The following is a 21088-nucleotide window of genomic DNA, read 5'->3' on the forward strand; positions in this document are numbered from 1 at the left end:
ACTGGGAAGAATCTCTGCGCAATTCATGGCCGACGATTTCAGCTCCCTTGGGAATTTGATATGTCGATGACTGCCGCTGTACGTAGAATACCGTTTGCCGCCACATTGTCCGTCTTGCTGGCCGGTTTCGCCGTCTCCGCGACTGCCGCGCCGGTGTTCAGCGCAGGCGGGGCGCCCTCGGGCGTCAACGATGTCTCGTGTCGACCAACCGCTGCACACCCGAATCCTGTTGTGCTGGTTCATGGTTCTGGCACAAATCTGCAGAATACCTTCGTCGCACTGGGCCCGGCCATACACAACGCGGGATACTGTGTGTTCGCCGCGAATATCGGACGAGCACCGACGCTGATCGACGCGATGCGCGAGGGTTCGGCAGCACCGAGCTTGGGCGCCGCCCTGGCCGGCCACCAGGTCTACGGCGTGCTCGACATCGACGTGATGGCCATCGAATTGGCGCAGGTGGTCGAAAATGTGCGAAAGACCACCGGCGCGGTACAGGTAGCGCTGGTCGGACATTCCATTGGAGGAACCGTGATACGTGAGTATCTACGGGCCACGGGCGCGAGTTCAGCGGCGGCGGTTGTCACACTCGGTACCCCGTACCGTGGTTCCACCTGGGCTGGATTGCGTGCGGAGTACCCAGACTTTGCCGCAGCCGGAATGAGCAACGCATAGATCGCCCAGGGAGTATTCGGAGCCCCAGGCCAGCAACAACTGCCAGGCTCACCATTCTTGGCGGCGCTCAATGCCGACGGCGAGACGTTGCCGGGAGTGCGGTACACGGCAATCGCTTCGCGATCCGACGATGTGATCACTCCGACAGACACGACCCTACTCGCCAGAACCGATGACCGTCACCGGAATTTCTTGTTGCAGGAAGTGTGTCCGGCGGACTCGGCGACGCACAGCACCATGCTGATCGACCATCGGTCTGTGTGTCTGGTGATGAACGCATTGGACGGCGCCGACAACGATGTTTCTTGCGATTGAACCAGGGATTGCAGAGCTGGCTTCTCGCCCCCTGGCGTCGCGGCTGTGCGGAGTTCTAACGATAGTTACACTAACGATCGTTACACCTTTTGCGGCGCCGACATACTGATCGGAAAGTCCGGCTGGAGCACCAAGCTTCGGAGCAGGTTCCGGAGTTCATCCGGTTTAGCACCGAAATCGCCTGCTGCGGTGTAGCTTCCGTAGAGAGTCGAGTCCCACTCACGTCAGTTTAGGAAGCGAATGTCGAGCACCGCGTTGCGCAAGGGCGAAAATATCGCCCTCAACGGAGGGTACGTTTCATTCTCCCTCGCATCGGATCAGACGCCGATTGATGTTTCGGCTCTGCTACTCGGTCCAGACAGGAAGGTGCGCGACGACAGCGACCTAGTGTTCTACAACAACCCGACGCGCCACGGAGTCGAAGTGGACGGCACGACAGTGAAAGTCGACTTCACACGTCTCCCTCGCGACGTTGCCACCGTGGTGGTTGTCGCGAGCATCGATCCATTGAGTCCGGGGACGGTCTTCAGTCGCGCCCCACGGCTGGTCGTCACCCAAAACCCTGGGCCGACAGTCGAATACACCGCACCCGACTTCACTAATCGGGAGACTGTCGTCGTCATCGCCGAGGCCTACCGTCGCAATGATGCGTGGAAGGTGCGGGCGGTGGGCCAGGGCTACGCCTCAGGCTTGGGTGGCTTGGCCACTGACTATGGAGTCGATATCGACAGCGACGACACACCCGGCCATGTACAAGCGAGCGCGCCATCGGATTCGAGGATACCGACCCAGCTCGCGAAAGTCACCGACATCGCGCCCGGGTTGCTGCCGGTGGCGACCGAGGCAAACCATGCTCTGGCGAACGCGGGAATGAGTAGCCGACGCGCTGCAGTGTATTTGGTTCTCGACCACAGCTACGACATGCGAGAACTCTACGAGTCCTTCACCGTTCAAGCGTTTGCTGAGCGAATTCTGGCATTGGCGGCAAACCTCGACGACGACGGCACTGTCCCTGTGGTTTTCTCAGGTCGGCGCGAACCGTTCATCGAGGATCTCAGTCTACAGAACTACCGGGGCAGAATCGGGCAATTGCACACCCAGGTCGACTGGGGGTGGTCGCAAGTCGATGAGGCGATGCGTTGCGTGGTCAATCACTATCAGGAGTCAGGGGCAGTTGATCCCGCACTGGTCATCGTCCAGGTGGGAGACGAACCCGACGATAAAGCGGCAGTACGAACGTTGCTGCAGAACTCGGCAACGCTAGGAGTGTTCTGGATCTTCATCGGGTTCGGCCGCGGGAAAATGGCATTTTACAAGAACCTCAACGCCTCGACCTCCGGTACCTTCCGCAATGTCGCGTTTTACAACACCGGAAAGAATCCAGGCGCAGTCCCAGGTGAGCAGTTCTACACGGAGCTGGTCCGCGGCTTCAGCGCATGGTCTCAAACCTTGGGTTGATTCCGGCCGATTAGACGTGGAGACCGCTAGTGCAGCGGCGGGTGTCCGACAGCTATCCCCGGGCGGGCGCCGCAAAAGTTGTCGTCCGCCGAAGCCGCAGCGAGCGCCGCTGGACGTCACTGAGATGCCCTCCCGTGCACGTGGACTCCACGCCGATTCCGTCGCGCTACTTGTTAACGTTCGAACAAATCTATTCAGCAGCAGAGAAAGTAACTTGCGCTGAGTTCGTTGTTCATCTGGTGCCTGCGCCGGCCGGTCGCGGATCAGCTATTTCCTGGGCGGGCGCGCCGTGGTACTGGGCTGCCCATTTGTGGGACTACGACATCGATGCTGTCTTCTACCCTGATGTCCACGGCACAGGTGCCCCACCGTGCGGGCAGCGCGCCGCATGTGGCGGACGCAACGAGCGGCACCAGCATGCATGATCTGGAGGATTGATCCCATGACCACCGTGGACGTGTTTCGTTCCGAGCCGGGCCAGATCAAAAATATCGTCGTCAGGATCGTGGGGGGCAACATCCGCCTCTCCTACAGCAAGCGTGACATCATCGCGGTTCGCGCCGAAGGTGATACGGCCACCCTCGGAGCCAACGCCGCAGTCCACGGCGATACCCTGCACATCGGGTCATCGTCAACGTTGCGCTACTTCGCTCAGCGTGCTCGAATTGATTTGATCATCGACTGCCCGGAGGAAATCTCCGTCAGCATCAAAGCACTCGGAACGAACCTTGTTGTAGACGGAGGTACCGGCCCCCTGCACGTGGATTGCTTCGCAGGCGCGGTCGAGGGCACCACGTACTCCGACGATGTCCGAGTGAAAATCAAGATCGGATCAAACGACCTCGTTCGCAGACAACGCTGACTCCGAACGACAGGCAGTGAATCCCACGGGCACAATGGATCTCACTCCTAGGAGTGCCTTCGAAGAGCACGGTGTGTAATCGGATCCGCCAGATGTTGCTCGTCTGCCGGATCTACTGCCACTGCAGCGAGTGTCGAGACTTCTGCATGTGCTTTCGATGTACCGAGAGAATATATATTGGCCGCTGTCTTGAACGAATAGACGTCGGTCTCGATTCCCGCCTCCCACAGGTGCTCGGTCATCCCTTCCGCCAACGATTCTCCGTAGCAGATCCCCGACACCGTCGTCAAGCTGTTTCCTTCGAGAGCGTGCAGGTAGTAGCTGTTGGCGGCGAGAACGCGACCGAACGTTGTACCATCCACCACAACGTCAGTTTGCGTTCCGTCGCCAGACTTAGAACGTATATCGACGGTGCCATCGGCATTGCCGTGCGCGAACAGGTAAGTAGGCGGCTGTCCACCGGCGTCCCATGGAGCAGGCCTGACTTCAGCCCAACTGATCCTGTCCCCGTCTGGATGCCGGATGACATCGGGCATTCCGATGCACAAGGAGCTGTCCGATGTTCGAAGCTTGGCACCGGCCCAGTGCTCATAAGCAGCGATATCATCCTCGTGCGAAGTGAACTTCACGCCGATGACCTGTCCGGCCCTGTCGACAAGCGGAAAGCTTTCTACGCTGTCAAGCCCAAAGGAACGAACCGCGCTGGCGCCAGAATCGATGTCGATGCCGACGAACGAATCGACGGACTGGCGCAGTGGCTTATGAGGCCCGTGCTCAGCCATGTTCGTCGTCACGCGGATAACCGCGTTGACCAAGTTGTGGCTTGCTTCCGCAAGAAGCCGTATTGCTTCAGACATCTCATGACCAACATACAGCGATGCCATGGTTGGAAACACTGGGCGCTGCGTCCCCGCGAGTGACCGGGGTCGACTGGCACCATGAGGGTTTGCGCCCCGAAACGGTAGCGCACTTAAACGACGATTGCCCGCATGTCATCCATCCTCGACACGCGCTGATCATCGGCGTCGCAAATGGCAAGCCGACACGGCAACCGGGAATGACTGGCAATCCAGCAAGCCCACGTCTCTTCGGCCGTTCGGGTGCGACGCTCAATCGCCAGCGAATTCACTGCCCTCCCTGTCGCTATCATAGAACATCTCCAACCCGGCCGAACCGAGACCAACACGGTGCAACGAAAAAACTGAAGGACTACTGGCCGGGTAATTCCCATCTCCGTCGCGACCGTTCAGTTCAGGGCGGCGGTCTGCCGTCGAATCGAGGCCATTTCGACGACATGATCGAATAGGCTCGCTACATCAACTCGACGTCACATAAGCTAATAACTTTGAATGGCAATTCGAACTCCGAATACCAACAATACGGCACCCATCACGGCATTGATACTCCGAAGAAATGCCCGCCGCGCAAACAATCTGCGCAGCGCGTTGATTACGTTGGCAAGCAGAAGAAACCACATGAACGCAACAACCGCGCTAACTCCACTCAGCAAAACAATGTCAGTTAAGGCAGGTCGGGCGGGCACGAACTGAGGCAGCAACGCTATGAAGAATACAGCCACCTTCGGATTGAGTAGATTCGTAAATAATCCTTGCCGCAAGGCTGTCTTTACACTAGACCCGCTGGTGCCCGCACTCACGATAGTTTCATTTTTATCTCGCTGAGTCACGGCAAGCGCTCGCACTCCGAGCAGTATGAGATACGCCGCGCCGATGACCTTAACTACTGAAAATACCAACGCCGACGACGCGAGGACGCCCGCAACCCCCAACGCACTTGCTATCGCCCACACGAAGACGCCGAGCGCAATTCCTGTCGCGCAAGCCATCCCGGCTGTCCGGCCAGAGAGTATCGAGCTTCGCACTACCATCACAAAATCCGGTCCTGGCGACATCGCTGCTACCAACGTCAATCCGCCGAGAGCTAGCACATGCGCCGCAGACATCACGTAGCGATCCTAATCGCCCACCTTATCGCGGACTGCTTCCGCATTCCCACTCCTGCGAATATGGAGGTCGCTGCCATCTGACGGATGTGCGGGATCGGCGACCAAGATGCCCAGCCATCACTATGACAACGCACGAACCTCACAGGAAACACCAGATGATGGGTGTCTACCGCTGCCGAGATATCAACTCACTGCCACCAACACGACCGCTCAGAACTCATCGCGCCAACCTGTGGTTGAAGCCCTTGCCATCGCGTCTACAAGAGCAGATCCGCTTCGACACGACCGACGGGATGCCGCAGCGATGCTATGAGCTTGCCGAGGAGGCAGGCGGTTCGACCTCTGGGCTTCCTGCTTATTCGGCTACCATGACCACCCGACACCCCGTCGCCAATCAGTTCTGGAGGAACCTTCTATGGCACGCCAAGTTGTTGTCACCCTTATCGATGACTACGACGGCAAGTCTTCCGCCGAAGAGACCGTCATCTTCGGACTCGACGGAGTGAGCTACGAGATCGATCTGTCCGTCCTCAACGCCAGCACACTGCGGGGCATTTTCGAACACTGGACTCCCCACGCCCGCAAGGTCGGACGCGCACCGCGAGGCAAGGGCGCCAAGCCCCGGCCAGTGTCCACCCGCGAGGACTCGGCCGCCATCCGCGACTGGGCCACGAAGAACGGACACAAAGTATCGACACGAGGGCGAATCTCGGCCGAGATCACCGAGGCATACGCCAAGGCCAACGCATAATCCAAAACCCGGGCGTGCAGACAGTCAGTCATCCGATTCCCTCGGGTCTGTCCAGATAAGGGCTCTGTCGGACTTTCGGTGGTGCCGAATAGTGTTCTATGTCAACAGGATTCGGAGTCGTAGAAGCCGGAAGCCTGCTCGGCCGCACATTTATCGCTTGATCGGTTTGGTCTTGGTGTTGATGCCCTCGATCGGGCCGCTGCTGTAGGGAAGGATCAGTCCGGTAACCGCGGCGTCGTGGTCTTGGTCGAGGCCGACTAAGAAAGGTTGAGTTCGGGTAGTTGTGCCTGGCGGACCTGGTTGATCCAGTAGTCGAGTTCGCTGCCGCGCCGGTTGCTCATCAGTTGTGCGGACTCGTGCGCGAGCCGTGCCAGAGCGGTCATCTGGGGGCAGGTGGCCAGAAGCTCGGGCAGGTGGGCGCGACGCTCGTCGGGCAACTCAGTCGGGCGAGTCATGATCCAGGTGGTGAGCCGCCGGGGTGAGGGCCCGATCCGGTCACTGACGTGACAGCCCTGGTTGAGGTATTTGGAGAGCAGGTTGAGGCTGCTGGTGTAGCCGAGAGCCTTTCAACTCCTCGAACAGGTTGCACAACAGCGACGCCAGGATCGGCCGCGCGGCGGGCGCGCAGGTGATCACGGTATCGGCCAGACAGCGCGATACTGCGGCGGGCGGCGCAGCCGGTCTGGCTCTGGCACTCGGGCGTGACGCTTGACGGTGTTGAGCCCCAGTCCCAGCCGGCGTGCCCGGTCGAGCAGTCCGACGCCGTGGTCGAGCAGGTCGTGAATGGCATGCCAGCGCTCGATCGTGGATTGTTCGCGGGTCAACTGCTGACGTTTGGGTCCATGTTCGGCCCAGCAGGCACTGTAGGCGACGACGGCCTTATCGACGACTCGCCCGAGCCCGTTCCACAGGTGCCAGCGGTCGAGGCCTGCACCGCGGCGGGTAGTGCCCGGCGGGTGCCCTCGGCACAGGCGGTGGAGCCGTCGCGCACGATGATCTCGACGCCGGGGTGCTCGCATAGCCATGCCCGCATCGGGCAACACGCTTGCGGCCCAACCGGATTCCCCTGCCTATACGCAGTTCGGGCATGCACTCTCGGCGCGCCGTAGGTGTCGCGTGAGGCGATGTGGATCGCGGTGATCGCCGCGGTCAGCTCGATGTCAGCCCGCGCCCGCGCCATTCGTAGTACCCCGGCGCTCGACACGCCCAGCACCCGACACGAGAACGTGGCGGGCACGCCGGCCGCGGCGAGTTCGGCGACCACCGCGAACACTATTTTGGGAGCACGTTCTCCCGAGCGAAATATGCTGCAGCCTTGCGTAATACCTCGTTCCCCATTTCTAGGTGAGGTCTCGGGCATTCGGAATAGCGACAAGCAAGTCTGAATAGTGCCGGATCAGTCTGGACTCCGGTCCGGATCATCGCTGGCGCGTCGATTCAGCCGTTCGGGCGAGTGGGTCTGGCCGCCTTCTCCGCAGCGGCCTTCGCTGCCGCGATAGTGCCGCATCGACCCCATTTCAAGGTTTTGGTGTCGCGATGGTGAGTCCGGTTATCGGGGCCGCCCCTGAAACGCGCGGTAGTGCCGAAGAGCGGGCATCGGCTAGTGGCCAGGCGCTTAGTCCGGCGTCATGTGCCGCTCGGCTCGAAATCCTGATACCGCGTCGTTCAGCGGAAGATCGTCACTTGCCACAGCTATGGCGGTGTCCAGGTCGAGGTCGATCTCGGCCATCGGTACTGACTCGCTAGATTACGCTCATGGCTCATACTCGGTGGCATGTCGGCCACAGTCACGAGTCATCGACACGCCCGCCTACCGGGCCTCCGACGTTGTGACCTCGTCGACCCGCGCGGCATTCCATCGGCCGCCTCAGCGTCGCCGGAACACCGAATGTCTTGTACAGCTTAGGAACTCGTGAGTTTGGGCGTGCGCCATTCTGCCGATCGCGAGAGGCACCAGCCCTCGGCATCTACATTAAAGAAGTAATGAATGAAAGAAGTAAAGAATGCTAGCATTCTAACGTTTTGACGCGAGCCGTATCAGATACAGTGCTATACATAGAGCTAGCAAGGCGTTCGTTTGATGAAGTAGGCAAAAACGGACGTTCCTGCATGGTGTCCGCGACACGCCGAACGGAATTCCCGGGTTTATTCCTCATTGCCCCCATCCTCTCTTCATGCCAAATACTTCGAGGGGTAAGCGGGCACGTCGCAAAGCCCGAATGGAGCAACGCGCGACCGCTGCAAACAAAAAGAACCAGGCCGAGGTCCAGCCTGAACTTGTGCCTGATCCACCCCCGCAGCATGAGACTGCCAACGTCGTGCAACTGGAGCGAAACAACAGTTCGCGGCGTGCAGGCCGAGGCGCAGGGGTCTGGCCTGGTTCCCGGTTGGTCATGGACAAATGGCCAGAGATCGTCGGGGCAGATATTTCCCGCGACGCGGTACCAGTCGCCTGCGACAACGGAATCCTGACCATTCGAACTTCAAGTACAGCCTGGGCAGCCCAGCTCCGCCTCCTGTCGAAACAGATCATCGCCAAGATCGAAGCCGTCTGCGGCGACGGAATCGTCTCCCGAATCGAATTCATGGCACCATCTGCACGCCAACCCAAAGCTTCCCCGCCGCCGGTTGTCGAAGGAAGTCGGCGCACCACCGAATGGGAACCATGGCTGGGTGCGCAAAGGTTGTCCGAGAGGATTGCGGGTATTCTGGGGCTGCCCGTCGTGCGTGAGGATGTCTGGGAACTCGTTCACCTCGGCCATCTCGAAGAAGCCGGCGAGTACAAGGGTGCCGCGATGTATTTCATCCGCGACGCCGACAGCCTGTGTGCCGACCAGCGCGACCTCATCGAATTAATTGTCAGTACGCGAGTCGAGTGGGCAACGTCCAGCTACGAGGTACACGACGCGCGCCGCGTTCTGGGTGTCTCGCGCCATGACGAGTTCATTCGGATCACCACCGAACGCGCGATCTGGCCCGGACCAGATGACCGATACGCCAAGGCCGAGATCGATGCCTCGCTGAGGACACCGAACTCCAGACCGAGATCCGCCGAGCAAGGCTGGTGGGGCCAGCCCAGGCGGCTCAGCATCTGCGAATCCGGCGGGTGGACTTCGATCACTGTGTTACCGCCGAGTGGATAGCGCCTGCCCAGCACGTAGCGAAGGACATCGCCGGCACGCGAAAAACCGTCTCCGTGCCGCTGTTTTCCCTCGGTGACGTCGAGGATCTACTCCAGATCCCCTTGGTGGATTGGGATGCCGTGCGGGCCGCACCGCCTGGAGGCACCTCTCCGCTCGCGCAGTTCGCAGCACACCGGGCCAATCGTGCGGTCGCGGTCCGCCGGTTCATCGAACATGCGGCCCGCCGGTATGGCATTGAGTTGGCCGCGGCCTACATGTCGCGCAGCGATCAATGGGTGATCAGGTGGGAGAACGACGTCGACGAAACCCTCGACCAGGATGTCCTGGCCCACGACCTCGCGTCGGACCCGGACGCAGCGGCATTCGTGGACAGCATCGTGCTGGAGACCGGCTCGATCGAAAGCCCCCGATTCACCTGGGGGATTCGGCACCGCGCGACCCCCGCGCCATCACCGCGATCGGACGCCCCGACCTGGGGCGAATTGCGCGCTAAACTCCTTGATCGCCTCGGACGGCCCGGGACCGCGCCGAGCCTCAAATGCCGCGATGCCCACACCTTCGTCGAGAAGCTCGAAGAATGCGGTGTCAAACCAATGCGCCTCGGAAGCGAACAGTCATGGCAAAGCCAGACCAGGATGGGACCTGTCGATCTCGACGTACCCGATGAAATCGCGCTGCTCGCCGGAAAACTCAAAGACAGTGTCGAGCATCGGTTCGCACCCAACCTCACCAAACGCGAGGCCAAAATGCTGCTCGACTACATCGCCGCGACCGAACGCCGCCAACGCGACCCCGGTGACCCTGCCGACCAGGCGGTCTCCTGATGAGCGTGCGGTGACCGCCGGTGGAATACACGAGCGCACACGGATGCCGCAACGGATGGATGGGTCACAAGAACGACCACAATCCGATACCGTGCCTGACCTGCCGCCCATACCTGGTGAAAACCGCACAAGTCAACGACTGCGGCGAGACACAAGAGCCGCTGCGTCGGCACCCCGTCGAGGATGCTTGGATCTATGCCATCGACACCGAGTTCGCCGACGACGTGATCCTGAACCCGCGCGAAGCGCCGATCCCGGTGTCTATGCACGAGACGACCTTGGTCGTCCAAACCGGCTCTCTGCCATGGGCATCCGCCGTACGCACCCGTAGCGAGTCATTGATCGGGCGGATCAACGCAAGGATCGGACAAGACGCAATAACCATGATCACTATCGCCGCGCCGCCAGTCCCACCCGCTGCGGCCTAGCGCTGCGGATACGTCCGCAAGCGGTCGTTGCGCAAACGCCGAGACCCTGGAGGTCTGAGATGGCAGGCGCCGCAAGTTCGGAGTGCTAGCCGGGCGGTGCGGGCCGACGACGGATTGTATAGTCGGCCCGCACCCATCGGAACCGAGGGCGTGCCGGTCGGCTTCGCCGCGTGTCGGCTGAGACCCAATGATCGATCTTTCCGCGGTCAAGGGAACGCTCAACAGCTCCCGACTCGGTCGAGAGCAGCCACAAACGCAATCACAGGAAAAGGCACGCAGACACTGAACACGCGCTTCCTGTGAAGGGCGCGGGCGCGCCTAACCGCAACCGTCGCAGACGACCTGTATTTATCACGACCATGGGAAAGGCGAAGCGCAATCGGCTGAAGCGGTCGACACGAAACGCTGGAGGTACACACTTAGCTTTCGGAGCGGCTCGCGGTCGCAGCCAAATCGAGATGGAAACCGTCGAACAGGCATCCGCGATGGACAAGGCGTGGTTCGAAGCTCACCCGATGCATCGCCATCGGCTTCGCACCGCATTGCCCGACGAGTTCACTGCCGAAATGGGAGAGCGATGCCCGGCCGGCTTTGCCATCGCGGTATCGGTGGAACGGGTTAGCTCGACATTTCGGCTGCGTGATCCACTCGCTATCGTGCCATTGCTGACAGGCTGCCTGCACCTGACCGAAGCTCAACTGGCCGAGGCATGGCGAGCACACGCCGATGAGCGCCGGTCCTGCGGCCAGCCCGTGCTCGTCGCCGACGAGATTCATGCTGCCGCCGCAGCCAACCCCAAAACTGACGGTTCACCTGACCTCGCCGCGGGATATCGCGAAGTGATGATCAAACGAGGACTCACCACAGCGTAGACGGCAATGTCTATCGTCTCGACGACTATCGACGCACTTGTATTGATGGGGCCACTTCGGCCGTGGTCAGCAGCTCGTCTGGCGACGGGCCGGGCGCGCGGCGTGCCGTTGTCCCCGGCGCGATCACCGTGCCAGAGATTGGAAGTTCTGCGCTGCCGGAGGGTGAGGAGTCATGGGCCGGGCCCTTCCGAGGTTGGCGGTCGACAAAGTCTGTATGTACCCATGTACTGGCACGATTCGTGCGGAATTCGCCCGACTCACGCGGAAACCCTCAGATGAGCCGTCCCGGTGGTTCTGGTCGCGAACTTCGACACCACTTTGGTCGCGAATCTCAACACCACCCAAGTTGGTGTTCGTGAATCTCGACAGCGCACCCCGCCGGCGACCAATGCCGAACCGCCATGCGTCGTGGGACCGCCTGTTGCGATGCAGCGGACCCACCCAAAGCCGTAGCCCGTCGAGTGAACATGTTCCAGGTCGGCGATGCCAGGCCTTGGGCGACCATGCCAAACGCCCTGTATTGGCACCCCCATTAGGTCAAGGCCCCGCAGGGGTTTGGGGGTTAGCCTGTTTGTTGGGTCCGGGTTGTGGCTTGTCCGAAGGATCGGTGTGCGGGTTGGAACCGGTCGCGCTGGAGTCAGTAGTCGCCCCCGATTGCCCTCCCGGGCCCGCTAATTCACGACGGCGTTGATCGTCGAGCATGCGGGCGTAGACGACGTTGGACAGTCGCCGCTTGAGCGCGCGTAACGCTTCCATTGATGTCTTACCGCCGGTTCGGCGGTGTCGTAGTAGGCCCGGCCAGCGGTTGGGTGGCGTAGTTGAACGACGGCCATGATGTGCAGGACTCGGTTGATTTTGCGGTTGCCGGCGCGGGAAAGTCGGTGGCGTTGCTGCTCGCCGGAGGACGCGTCTAGTGGGGCGGTTCCGTTCCAGGACGCGAATCGGTCGCGGTTGCCGAAGCGGTGGATGTCTGCGGTGTCGGCCAGAAGCCGTGCGGCGCTGGAGGGTCCGATGCCGTGCAACTGCATCAATGACGAGCCGCGGTCGGTGACGAGTTGGCGCAGTTCTTTGTCCGCGGCCCTGGTCCTGCGGTCGATGGCCTCGAGGTCTTCGATCAATTCCAGCGCCAATCGTTGCTGGATCGTGGTGACCGGGTCGGTCGCGGTGATCGTGGTGAGCAGCTCGCGGGCTTGGTGGGAGGACAGGAATTTCTTGGCGCCGCCGGGAATCAGTTCCAGCAGTATCCGGTGCAGGTGGTTGAGGGTGTCGGTGCGTGCGTGACCGAGCCCGTCACGGCGGTCGGCGAGCATGCCCAACGCGATCAGCTCCGGATCGGTGTCGACGCGGCGCAGATTCGGTGAATGCAGGGCCGCCAGCGCCACCGAGTGCGCTTCGACGGGGTCGGTTTTGCGGCCGTTGCCGGTGGCGAAGACCCGTACATGTGCGGAGAGTTTGGCGGGGACGTCGAGGACGGTTTCCCCGTCGTGGACCAGGCGGTGGGCCAAATGGCGGCCGACACCATTGCAGCCCTCGATCGCCCCGACCCTGTCGGTGAATCGTTGTGCGGTGGCCAGCATTTCGCTGTAGCCGGGGGTGGTGGTGGCGTATCGGCCGGTAGCCAGGACTCGCCCGGCGGGGTCGATGGCTTCGATGGTGGCAGAGCGTTTGTGTGGATCCATTCCGATGATGACGGTCATCGCCGTGGCCTCCCGTTGGTCTGTCAACCTGTGGTGTCCGTGCCGGGAGGGCATTGCTAGTTCGAGCGTGGGGCAGTCCCCTTTCGAGCCACTCCGGCACGGCACCCGGCGGGAGGCAAGCCAATTAGTGAGCCACACCAATTAACGATGGTGGGCAGCCGCTGAGAGAGCACTCCTACCGGGCACCTGGACCAAATCCTGGCCGGAATCTGGTCCTGCCATCAAGTGTCTAACTAGCCGATGACACGAGCACCGACGCCAACTCCGGGTAGTGCAGGCAGTGACCGTAAAAATCGGCACGAATTCCCAAAACCACTGCAAAGCAGTCACTCTCACGAGCCAGAGCACACAGAACAGTCAGGAAGCGGCGACGCTCGCTCTCGGCGCGGCAGAGCGTGAACACCTCTTCCAGTTGGTCGACGACCAGCAACATACGGGTGGACAAGGTGGTTTGTCGTAGCGCGGAGAGTCCGCGCATCGGGTGCGGTCCAGGTGTCATGACCACGTGCGGCCACTGCTGTGCGCCGGGCACGCCGAGGTGACCATGCGCCACAGCAGGCAGCAGTCCGGCTTGCAACAGCGACGACTTCCCTGCTCCGGTCGGCCCGACCACAGCGACCGGGTCGCCTGCAATCAGCGCTGTCCGCAAGCCCGCCAACAGGTTTCGCACCGCATCGTCGCGGCCGAAGAACAGTGCGGCGTCATCGACGGTGAAGGCGTGGAGCCCGCGATACGGGCACGGCAGCTCGGCCACAGGGTCGGCGTCATCGAATCCATCAGGTTCGATCGGCGGTTGGGTTCGCGCAAAGGCCGGATTGGACGCCAATATCAATGCGCCCGCCTGCCCTGTCACGTGATGTCGGGGGCCAGGCACCTGGCGAGCAGACAGAACCCGGTGCAAAAAGCGATACGCACCCTCGAGGGTGAGCTCCGCAGGCTCGGTGGCATCGCCTGCGCGCAGAAACTCGATCAACGCGCCACTGAACTCGGTATAGGTGGCACCAGGGCGGGCGAGTGCATGCTCACTGCGCGACGCAGCCGCCAACACGTAGGTGCCGCCCTGCTTCGCCACATCGAGCGCGGCGACTGCTAGATTCCCGATCGGGCCCAGTGCGCGGCCCGCGAAACAGCAATCGAGTATCACCACGATCGTGCGCGCCCTACTACCCGCGAGCACTTGCTCGACGGCCGTGTACCGCAATGCGCGGTGCAGCCGTTCGCTGTAATGGTCGGTCTCACGAGTAGCCAGGTAGAGCTCGTCGTCCGGGCCCACGATGCCATGGCCCACGTAGTACACAACGAGCACACCCTCGGCCTCGCCGGCGACATCGGAAAGCGCATCACCGAAATCGGACTGAGTCGGATCCAGCAGCGGCCCGGTGACACTCGTCTCGGCGAGCCCGCACTGCTCGGTCAGCGCGGCGCGCACTTCCGCGACCGTCGCCGCGACCGCGGGCACGTCAGGCAGCAGCGACCCGGCCACATGGGTACCGGTGCCAACGATCAGAACACGAGAACCACTCGTGTTCAACCTCATTCGACACCGTCGCCGCGGTGGCGTTCCCTCTCCGTGAGCCAACCGGTTAGTTCACGGACAGACTCGGCATGCTTGTCGTGCACATTGCTGGCCGAGACTTCGCAGGTACTCCCATCGGGCCTGGTGATCTTGACGTTGATGTCGGTGACCCGTCGACGAATCCAGCTGATGAGCACACTCGCGACGGCCGTTGCGACGCCACCGGGCCCCAACGCCACCATCAGCGTTTCCACCGTCGACCCCAGAGTGCCCTCGTCCGGCGCCGCCGCCACCAGGGTGACCCGGCCGTGCAAATCCGGTTCGGACAGCAACCATTGGCGAAGCGAACGAACATCATCGGACACACCGCTAGCAGTGCTGTCACAGAACTCGAGCGTCACGTCCATCGGAAACCTTCCGGCTGTCACCACACGTACTCGTCGAGCCGATGCGCCCAACGAGGGTATCCAAACCCGCGGTGGCCGTCCAACTTTCGGTCATATCGCATCAACCCGGCCAGTGAGCGGTCCGGATCGACGTCGCACGTCCCCCGCGCCAGCGCTGCATCGCGTCAACGGTGCGACTAGCGAGCGAGATCGATTGCGCCGTAGAACATCCGCTCATAGCCGATTATGTGTGTCGTTTGCCCACGTCGAGCGAACGGCAATGGTCGAACATGGCTTGTGCCGTACGACGATCCTGCCGACCGATACCAGGACGGATTCTGACCTCGGTAATCCATAAATTGATAGTCATGAACGCTGATCATTCCCTTCCGAAGCCAAATCCCGCAGGTTGAACTGGATGATCTGCATGACCGCCTCCCCCGATCGGTGCAAGCGGCCGAGGGACGCAGGGCGGCGCAGTCGTGGTCATCCTGTGTCCGGATCGACCGGCCGTGGGTCCTGGCGGGGCTGGGTGATTCCGCGGAGCTGCCAGAGGGTTTCGGGTTGATCTTGAAGTTGGTCGTGCGGCCGTTCGGCGGAGGCGATGAGAAACAACAGGTCGTGCGCGAGCCGGAATTTGATCTGGAGACCGTCTACCTCACCGGAGTCCAGCGCGGCGATGGCTTTCGCCGGGTCGATTGCTGTCGCGGCGTGGTGGAACGCCCAGATCGGTGCGATCGGCAACACACGGTTGCCGAGCTTGACGGCGTCGTGGGCGTGCCGAACAGCACCGGCACTTCCGGTGCTTCCAACTGGCACATTGCTGCCAACTGATACTGGCGCGGGCAGGCCGTACTGGTCCGACGCTCCCTTACGGCACGCAAGCCGCCTTGCTCTGCACGATTCAGTGTGGTAGGAACGAAAAACCTTCTCAGGGAGCCTATTCAATACTCGACCGCGCTGACGCGCCCTGAGAAGGAGGTAACCGGTGAACCGGAACTTCCCACCTAGACCCCGAGTCGATGTCGGGGATGCCACGACGAATCAACCACACCCTCGGATCGTTTTGGCGTCTCACGATGACACTGGTCCTCACTCGAACCCGCAAATCACTCATCTTTTCGGTCATTTGCCCCATCAAGCACGTCCTGCGGAACACGAGTTCAGCAACCCTCCCGACCCGAAGCTTCCCGATCGGCCAAACACCACATCACCCAGGCGATTCCATTGAACAACAGTGAAATGTGGCTCAGCACCGACGAAGTGGCCGCGCGTCTCAAGATTCCCAAGAAGACGCTCGCAGTCTGGGCCTCCACCAAACGAGGTCCCCGCTATGCACGGATAGGCCGCCATCGTCGGTACCGACTCGACGATCTGGTGTTGTGGGAGCAAGAGCAAATCGACAGGGTCGGCTACCCGGAGCCACCTAGCTCGAACGACACAGGCTCTGGCAACCGTCGTCGACCTCCCACTAGGAAACAGGACGGCCACGGCCCGAACCGTTGAGCGCCTGGGCCCCGCAGTGCGTTACTTGTGCCGTGCCAAGTCCGGCGCGAACTGAGCGACCCGCCCGGAGCGGCCGAGTTGGGCAAAGGACCGACACCAGCTCTCGCCAAACCTTCTCCATGCGACACGCTTTCCATCCCAAGTATCGAAGCCTGCTCGCGGCACCCTCCGCACCGAGATGCCGGACACGGCCCCCGTAGCGAACTCAGTGGGTGGTTCACCGATACCTCGGATCCGGGACAACTCAACGCTCCGCAAAGCCACGGTAGGCAACGGACGGTGGCGCACCGCCACCCCTCTTCTCCGGGAGTCCGGCCGCCCCGAACACCGAGGTTACTCACTGCGCCCTCAATCAATCCCCTTGCAAAGGAGGCGCCATGCCACGGGCCGAGATATCGCTCGGCGGACTCGGTAATGTCAGCTGCAAACTCCAGACATCTGGTAGATACAAAGGGAAATATCGGGCCCGAGGAAAATTTCGGCATCCCCACACGGGCCGGGATTATCCACTCGACTTCGTAGCCGAATCAGAAGGTAAGGCCAGAAAGAAGCTTCAGGACGATTATCAGGCGCGGCTGCTGCTCGCCGGAAAGAGCATCTGCACTGGCAGCGGACCCATAACACGGAAGTCTACATTCTCCAGCCTGATCGACGCATGGATCGACGAGAGAGAACTCGAAGTTCAGGAAGGGACACTCGACCGCAGCACATTCGAGGGGTACATCGCTGAAATCAATAGCCCTCAACCTCGATTGAAGAAGGATGGCACACCTGACAGACGCTACATCAGCGACACCATCAAGATCAGGCCTATGTTGGGGGAGCTGCGCAACTGGGAGGTCGACGCCGTCCGCCTCGATCAGCACCTCAAATCCATTCGCGCCGCCGGGTATACCCGCAAGGCAGCGCTACATCACCTGATTCTCAGCGGAATCGTGCAGCTGGGCGTCAAACTGGGCGCGATGCCCATCGATCCGATGAGCGTGGTCCGGAAACGCGGCCGACGGCGACGCGACAAAGCGAAGGCGATGGACAAGGCGACCCGCGACGGTTTACAGACACAGCTCAAGAAATGGCTTGCCGGGGAAGAGATTCCAGGGACTCCCGCTTATACGCATGGCCCGAAGCGGGACCCCGATATTCTGCGTATCGCCGACATACTCTTGGCGTCGGGCTGTCGACCATACGAGGGTCTCGCCTTCCGCAGGTGCGATGTGGTCAAAGATGTCGACAAGTGGAAACTGGTCGTGTGCGGAACAATCAAACGAAAGAAGGGCAAGAACGGTCTCTACCGCCAGAATTGGACTAAGACCGACGCCGGCTACCACGTTGTCGTGCTGCCGGACTGGGCGGTGGACACCTTGAAGGAGATGGGGGCCGACGACTGGAGCGAGGACAACGAGACTCCGATGTTTCCGTCCCGGACAGGCGGGTGGCGCGATCCGCACAACACCGCCCGCACGTGGCGCGCCGCTCGCGGCTCGGTGTACGCGTGGATCACCGCACGGACGATGCGCCGAACGAATTTGACCGCGGTCGCAGAGGAGTACGGAACCGAACAGGCCAGCCGCCAAGGCGGGCACGCGGTGATCAGTACCGGTGCCGACATCACCGACCGCTACCTCGACCGCCCACGGCAAGCCCCCGACTCCACCGCCGCCCTCGACAAGCTCCGCTGAGGCGAACCATGGGTGATGAACAATGGGGGAAACCATGGGGGATCTTCCAAACAAACAAGTCAGGCCCGGCGATTGCCGGGCCTGACTTGGGTAAACAGTGGAGCTAAGGGGACTCGAACCCCTGACCCCCACACTGCCAGTGTGGTGCGCTACCAGCTGCGCCATAGCCCCGAGTGGGTTGCTTTCAGGTTTCCCTGACTGCCTGAACGAAGTTACACCACGGGGGTGGCGGCGGCCAAATCGCGTTGAATCGGGGGTGGCGGCGGGGGGTTGAGCGTCGTAGACTCGAACGCATGTTCGAAGGAAGCGATCTCTCGGTGCTGGACTTTCAGGCCATGAGCGATGAGGGGCTGATCGATGCTCTTCGGACTGCGCATGGGGCGTCGGCGGCGGCGCAGGCGGCGGAGGTGTTCGCGGTACGGGAGTTGTATCGGCGGCATCGGGCGGTGAGTGCGGAGCCCGGGCCGGGTGGGGTGCGGGCGGGTGAGTTCGCGGCGACGGAGGCGGCGGTGGCGTTGCGGGTCGACGAGGGGTCGACGGCCGCGATGATCGATGTCGGGCTGGCGCTGGAGGATTGGCTGCCGCGCACGCGGGCGGAGTTCGCGGCGGGGCGGATCGACCTGGCGAAGGTGCGGGTGATCATCGACAACACGCGTGCGGTGGCCAGGGAGGTGCTCGGCGAGCTGGAACCGAGGTTGCTGGAGACGGCGGAGCGGACGACGCCGGTGCGGCTGCGGCAGGCGGCGCGGCGGTGGGCCGCGCGGCTGGATCCCGCTGGGGCGCAACGGCGGCGGGAGCGGCAGCAGGATGACCGGGACGTCCGGATTCGGGCGATGCAGGACTGCATGGCGGTGTTCGACGGGCTGTTGCCCGCGGCCGGCGCTCAGACGGTGGCGATGCGGCTGCGGGAGATGAGCCTGGAGGTGTGCGCGGCGGACCCGCGGACGATGCCGCAGCGGCGGGCGGACGCGCTGGTGGCGTTGGCGGACGGGTCGGGGCGGTTGCGGTGCGCGTGCGGGCGGGGCGCGCGATGCCCGAAGAAGGAGGCGACGGGCGAGGCCCCGCGGCGGCCGTTGATCCAGATCGGGATCGCGGCGGACGCGTTGCTGGATATGCGGGACGCGCCCGCGTTTCTAGCGGGGTACGGGCCGATCGATGCCGCGTTGGCGCGGATACTCGCGGAACATGCTCGTTTCCAAGTGATTTCGGAACGTTCGGAAAGCGAGCCGGAGGCGCCGCGGTTGGATCGGGAGGTGCGTGCGGTGGACGGGATGTGCCGGTTCCCGGGGTGCACGATACCTGCCGCCGAGTCCGAACCGGATGTCACGAGCACCGGCACAACAGTGTTGTGCACCCGTCACAAACGCTTGAAAACGTTGGCCGACAACAAGAAAGTACCGTGGGACACGTGGCTGGCCGACCCGGACAGGTTGCAGTGGACCTCGCCGGCCGGCGAGATACACACCACGTCCCGCGAGGGTGCCCGATACCTGTTCCCGCATAACGATATCGATCTTCCGATCGGCCAAAATACCAGCACCCCAACAGCTTCGAGAGATTCTCCGGACGACATTGCCTACCCGTTCCGCGGGCACGTGCTGGTCCACCGTCAGCTCTGCCGAATCGCACCGGAGGACGAAATACCGGACGACGCAACAACTCCCGCGGCCAGCCAGGCTTAGGGAACGGGTGGGCCAGGAAAGATGCGGAAACAAGCCCAACCGCACAGACCAACTGGAAACTCGACGCGCGGCGGTCCCGGCCGACTGGGGAAGCAGGACCGCGCCGTCGAACGGGCCGAGCCGCCGGCTGGTGGAGTCGGCGGCTCGTCCGCACGAACCGACGCGCGCGATGCAGGGGGAAATCCGATCGCGCCGTCGAACGGGCCGGGTCGTCGGGTGGTGGATGCGACGGCCCGGCCCTCCCGACCAACCGAATGCTCGGCGCGTGGCTGTCCGGCCGACTGGGGAGGCCGGGACCGCGCCGAGCGGGCCGAGTCTGCGACGGGTTCGTCGGCTCGGCCCCCGGACCAACCGAATGCTCGGCGTCCGCGGTCCCGGGGAACTCCTGGAGTCGGATCGCCCGCGCCGGGCGGGCCGGGCCGCGACCAGGTGGTGGGTCCGGTCCGGCCCCGAGCTCAGGACTTGACGGCGATCCCGCCGACGATGATCTCCTCGACCAGCGTCAGCTTGTCCCGCACGATGCCGTCCGGCCGCCAGTACGACAGCGGTACCAGGCCGGGCTCGACCAGTTCGCATCCGCGGAACAACCGAATGATCTCCTCGCGGGTGCGGAAACGACCGGTGCCGAGGAAGTCGAGGAACGACTTCTCCAGCGCGCGCGACTCGTCACCCGTGTCGAGAAAGTGCGTGATGAACAGGTGACTGCCCACGGGCACGGCATCGAGGTAGCCGTCGACAACGCCCTCGGGGTCCTCGTCGTCGTGCAGGTGATGCAGCATGCCGACCAGCATGATGGCCACCGGCTGGGAGAAGTCGATCATGCTCTGCACATCGGGATGGGCCAGCACGGCCGCTGGGTCACGCAGGTCGGCGGTGATGACGCGCGTCTGACCGTTCTCACCGAGCAGCGCGCGCCCGTGCGCGAGCACGATCGGGTCCTTGTCGACGTAGACGACCTTCGCCTCCGGCTGCAGCGCCTGCGCGACCTGGTGGGTGTTCTCCATGGTGGGGAGCCCGGCGCCGAGGTCGAGGTACTGCTTCAGCCCACCCTCGCCGGCCAGGTACTTGACCCCGCGCCCGAGCACGGCCCGGTTCAATTTGGCCAGTTCATCGACCTCGGGCATGGTTTCGCGCAGATGCTCCAGCACGTGCTCGTCCGACGGGTAGTAGTCCTTACCGCCGAGTAGCGCGTCGTAGACTCTCGAAATACTCGGCTTCGAAACGTCGAACTCGACTGGGGCCGATTCGGAATTCGTCATCGTTCATCCCTTACGCCAACGCGCGATACGCGGACACTCGACCGCTTTTCAAAAGCCTATCCACGCAAG

21 protein-coding genes and 1 tRNA gene are annotated in these 21088 nt (G+C 62.4%); 13 read left to right on the forward strand and 9 right to left on the reverse strand.

Translation table 11 applies throughout. The features are described 5' to 3' along the window. Positions 1-66 precede the first annotated feature (66 nt). From ACFYO1_RS29525 to ACFYO1_RS29540, 4 genes are all read left to right on the forward strand, one after another. Positions 67-675, forward strand: a complete 609-nt coding sequence (locus ACFYO1_RS29525) for an esterase/lipase family protein (protein ID WP_387237633.1) — start codon at positions 67-69, stop codon at positions 673-675. A 57-nt stretch (positions 676-732) separates the two neighbouring features. Further along, positions 733-990, forward strand: coding sequence for a hypothetical protein (locus tag ACFYO1_RS29530; protein ID WP_387237636.1), 258 nt, complete (start codon positions 733-735; stop codon positions 988-990). A gap of 240 nt (positions 991-1230) precedes the next feature. Beyond that, on the forward strand, positions 1231-2448 hold the full coding sequence (locus ACFYO1_RS29535) for a VWA domain-containing protein (RefSeq protein ID WP_387237639.1): 1218 nt from the start codon (positions 1231-1233) through the stop codon (positions 2446-2448). A gap of 442 nt (positions 2449-2890) precedes the next feature. After that, positions 2891-3310: a hypothetical protein gene (locus ACFYO1_RS29540; RefSeq protein ID WP_387237642.1), complete on the forward strand. Its 420-nt coding sequence runs from the start codon at positions 2891-2893 to the stop codon at positions 3308-3310. Between the two features lie 47 nt (positions 3311-3357). Here ACFYO1_RS29540 and ACFYO1_RS29545 read toward each other — a convergent pair whose 3' ends face one another. After that, the gene (locus ACFYO1_RS29545) at positions 3358-4194 is read right to left on the reverse strand and encodes a hypothetical protein (protein ID WP_387237645.1); all 837 of its coding nucleotides are present in this window, start codon (positions 4192-4194) and stop codon (positions 3358-3360) included. A 452-nt stretch (positions 4195-4646) separates the two neighbouring features. Further along, positions 4647-5273, reverse strand: coding sequence for a LysE family translocator (locus tag ACFYO1_RS29550; RefSeq protein WP_387238660.1), 627 nt, complete (start codon positions 5271-5273; stop codon positions 4647-4649). Between the two features lie 418 nt (positions 5274-5691). Between ACFYO1_RS29550 and ACFYO1_RS29555 the strand changes: the two genes are divergently transcribed. Beyond that, on the forward strand, positions 5692-6027 hold the full coding sequence (locus tag ACFYO1_RS29555; protein WP_387237648.1) for an Lsr2 family protein: 336 nt from the start codon (positions 5692-5694) through the stop codon (positions 6025-6027). A 257-nt stretch (positions 6028-6284) separates the two neighbouring features. Here ACFYO1_RS29555 and ACFYO1_RS29560 read toward each other — a convergent pair whose 3' ends face one another. Next, positions 6285-6482 (reverse strand): hypothetical protein, encoded by a 198-nt coding sequence (locus ACFYO1_RS29560; RefSeq protein WP_387237651.1) that lies wholly within the window; start codon positions 6480-6482, stop codon positions 6285-6287. Positions 6483-6659: 177 nt separating this feature from the next. Next, entirely contained in the window at positions 6660-6851 is a 192-nt protein-coding gene (locus ACFYO1_RS29565; protein WP_387237654.1) for a hypothetical protein, read from the reverse strand. Positions 6852-8246: 1395 nt separating this feature from the next. Here ACFYO1_RS29565 and ACFYO1_RS29570 point away from each other — a divergent pair. The 4 genes from ACFYO1_RS29570 (at position 8247) to ACFYO1_RS29585 (ending at position 11294) form a co-directional block, all read left to right on the forward strand. Next, the gene (locus ACFYO1_RS29570; RefSeq protein ID WP_387237657.1) at positions 8247-9170 is read left to right on the forward strand and encodes a DciA family protein; all 924 of its coding nucleotides are present in this window, start codon (positions 8247-8249) and stop codon (positions 9168-9170) included. After that, entirely contained in the window at positions 9134-9994 is an 861-nt protein-coding gene (locus ACFYO1_RS29575) for a hypothetical protein (protein ID WP_387237661.1), read from the forward strand. Before ACFYO1_RS29570 ends, ACFYO1_RS29575 begins: the two co-directional genes overlap by 37 nt. Positions 9995-10053: 59 nt before the next feature. Then, positions 10054-10422 (forward strand): DciA family protein, encoded by a 369-nt coding sequence (locus ACFYO1_RS29580; protein WP_387237664.1) that lies wholly within the window; start codon positions 10054-10056, stop codon positions 10420-10422. Between the two features lie 458 nt (positions 10423-10880). After that, the gene (locus ACFYO1_RS29585; RefSeq protein WP_387237667.1) at positions 10881-11294 is read left to right on the forward strand and encodes a hypothetical protein; all 414 of its coding nucleotides are present in this window, start codon (positions 10881-10883) and stop codon (positions 11292-11294) included. A 671-nt stretch (positions 11295-11965) separates the two neighbouring features. Here ACFYO1_RS29585 and ACFYO1_RS29590 read toward each other — a convergent pair. The 3 genes from ACFYO1_RS29590 to ACFYO1_RS29600 form a co-directional block, all read right to left on the reverse strand. After that, positions 11966-12991 carry an IS110 family transposase gene (locus ACFYO1_RS29590; RefSeq protein ID WP_387237670.1) on the reverse strand — a complete coding sequence of 342 codons (1026 nt, stop codon included), beginning with the start codon at positions 12989-12991 and terminating at the stop codon, positions 11966-11968. A 229-nt stretch (positions 12992-13220) separates the two neighbouring features. Next, positions 13221-14528 (reverse strand): caspase family protein, encoded by a 1308-nt coding sequence (locus ACFYO1_RS29595; RefSeq protein WP_387237673.1) that lies wholly within the window; start codon positions 14526-14528, stop codon positions 13221-13223. Continuing rightward, entirely contained in the window at positions 14525-14914 is a 390-nt protein-coding gene (locus tag ACFYO1_RS29600) for a hypothetical protein (RefSeq protein ID WP_387237675.1), read from the reverse strand. Before ACFYO1_RS29600 ends, ACFYO1_RS29595 begins: the two co-directional genes overlap by 4 nt. A 543-nt stretch (positions 14915-15457) precedes the next feature. Here ACFYO1_RS29600 and ACFYO1_RS29605 point away from each other — a divergent pair. The 3 genes from ACFYO1_RS29605 (at position 15458) to ACFYO1_RS29615 (ending at position 18078) form a co-directional block, all read left to right on the forward strand. Next, positions 15458-15727: a hypothetical protein gene (locus ACFYO1_RS29605; protein WP_387237678.1), complete on the forward strand. Its 270-nt coding sequence runs from the start codon at positions 15458-15460 to the stop codon at positions 15725-15727. A gap of 408 nt (positions 15728-16135) precedes the next feature. Beyond that, positions 16136-16399 (forward strand): helix-turn-helix domain-containing protein, encoded by a 264-nt coding sequence (locus tag ACFYO1_RS29610; protein WP_387238663.1) that lies wholly within the window; start codon positions 16136-16138, stop codon positions 16397-16399. A 377-nt stretch (positions 16400-16776) separates the two neighbouring features. After that, positions 16777-18078 carry a hypothetical protein gene (locus ACFYO1_RS29615; protein ID WP_387237681.1) on the forward strand — a complete coding sequence of 434 codons (1302 nt, stop codon included), beginning with the start codon at positions 16777-16779 and terminating at the stop codon, positions 18076-18078. 98 nt (positions 18079-18176) lie between these two features. Here the strand turns inward: ACFYO1_RS29615 and ACFYO1_RS29620 are convergent. Beyond that, a tRNA-Ala gene (locus ACFYO1_RS29620) sits at positions 18177-18249 on the reverse strand. Between the two features lie 122 nt (positions 18250-18371). Here ACFYO1_RS29620 and ACFYO1_RS29625 point away from each other — a divergent pair. Further along, positions 18372-19760 carry a DUF222 domain-containing protein gene (locus tag ACFYO1_RS29625; protein ID WP_387237684.1) on the forward strand — a complete coding sequence of 463 codons (1389 nt, stop codon included), beginning with the start codon at positions 18372-18374 and terminating at the stop codon, positions 19758-19760. A 455-nt stretch (positions 19761-20215) separates the two neighbouring features. Here ACFYO1_RS29625 and ACFYO1_RS29630 read toward each other — a convergent pair whose 3' ends face one another. Next, a complete protein-coding gene (locus ACFYO1_RS29630; RefSeq protein WP_387237687.1) occupies positions 20216-21019 on the reverse strand; it encodes an SAM-dependent methyltransferase in 804 nt (267 codons plus the stop codon). Positions 21020-21088 lie beyond the last annotated feature (69 nt).

Origin of the sequence: Nocardia sp. NPDC006044 (assembly GCF_042871115.1) — a bacterium.
In the GTDB taxonomy this organism is placed as follows: domain Bacteria; phylum Actinomycetota; class Actinomycetes; order Mycobacteriales; family Mycobacteriaceae; genus Nocardia.

What these genes read in the sequence shown, in the direction of transcription:
- ACFYO1_RS29595 (WP_387237673.1), bottom strand. Translation starts at nt 14,528, where the DNA reads ATGAGGTTGAACACGAGTGGTTCTCGTGTTCTGATCGTTGGCACCGGT.
- ACFYO1_RS29525 (WP_387237633.1), top strand. Translation starts at nt 67, where the DNA reads ATGACTGCCGCTGTACGTAGAATACCGTTTGCCGCCACATTGTCCGTC.
- ACFYO1_RS29545 (WP_387237645.1), bottom strand. Translation starts at nt 4,194, where the DNA reads ATGGCATCGCTGTATGTTGGTCATGAGATGTCTGAAGCAATACGGCTT.
- ACFYO1_RS29535 (WP_387237639.1), top strand. Translation starts at nt 1,231, where the DNA reads ATGTCGAGCACCGCGTTGCGCAAGGGCGAAAATATCGCCCTCAACGGA.
- ACFYO1_RS29615 (WP_387237681.1), top strand. Translation starts at nt 16,777, where the DNA reads ATGCCACGGGCCGAGATATCGCTCGGCGGACTCGGTAATGTCAGCTGC.
- ACFYO1_RS29625 (WP_387237684.1), top strand. Translation starts at nt 18,372, where the DNA reads ATGTTCGAAGGAAGCGATCTCTCGGTGCTGGACTTTCAGGCCATGAGC.
- ACFYO1_RS29580 (WP_387237664.1), top strand. Translation starts at nt 10,054, where the DNA reads ATGGGTCACAAGAACGACCACAATCCGATACCGTGCCTGACCTGCCGC.
- ACFYO1_RS29550 (WP_387238660.1), bottom strand. Translation starts at nt 5,273, where the DNA reads ATGTCTGCGGCGCATGTGCTAGCTCTCGGCGGATTGACGTTGGTAGCA.
- ACFYO1_RS29610 (WP_387238663.1), top strand. Translation starts at nt 16,136, where the DNA reads ATGTGGCTCAGCACCGACGAAGTGGCCGCGCGTCTCAAGATTCCCAAG.
- ACFYO1_RS29600 (WP_387237675.1), bottom strand. Translation starts at nt 14,914, where the DNA reads ATGGACGTGACGCTCGAGTTCTGTGACAGCACTGCTAGCGGTGTGTCC.
- ACFYO1_RS29590 (WP_387237670.1), bottom strand. Translation starts at nt 12,991, where the DNA reads ATGACCGTCATCATCGGAATGGATCCACACAAACGCTCTGCCACCATC.
- ACFYO1_RS29555 (WP_387237648.1), top strand. Translation starts at nt 5,692, where the DNA reads ATGGCACGCCAAGTTGTTGTCACCCTTATCGATGACTACGACGGCAAG.
- ACFYO1_RS29585 (WP_387237667.1), top strand. Translation starts at nt 10,881, where the DNA reads ATGGAAACCGTCGAACAGGCATCCGCGATGGACAAGGCGTGGTTCGAA.
- ACFYO1_RS29570 (WP_387237657.1), top strand. Translation starts at nt 8,247, where the DNA reads ATGGAGCAACGCGCGACCGCTGCAAACAAAAAGAACCAGGCCGAGGTC.
- ACFYO1_RS29540 (WP_387237642.1), top strand. Translation starts at nt 2,891, where the DNA reads ATGACCACCGTGGACGTGTTTCGTTCCGAGCCGGGCCAGATCAAAAAT.
- ACFYO1_RS29630 (WP_387237687.1), bottom strand. Translation starts at nt 21,019, where the DNA reads ATGACGAATTCCGAATCGGCCCCAGTCGAGTTCGACGTTTCGAAGCCG.
- ACFYO1_RS29560 (WP_387237651.1), bottom strand. Translation starts at nt 6,482, where the DNA reads ATGACTCGCCCGACTGAGTTGCCCGACGAGCGTCGCGCCCACCTGCCC.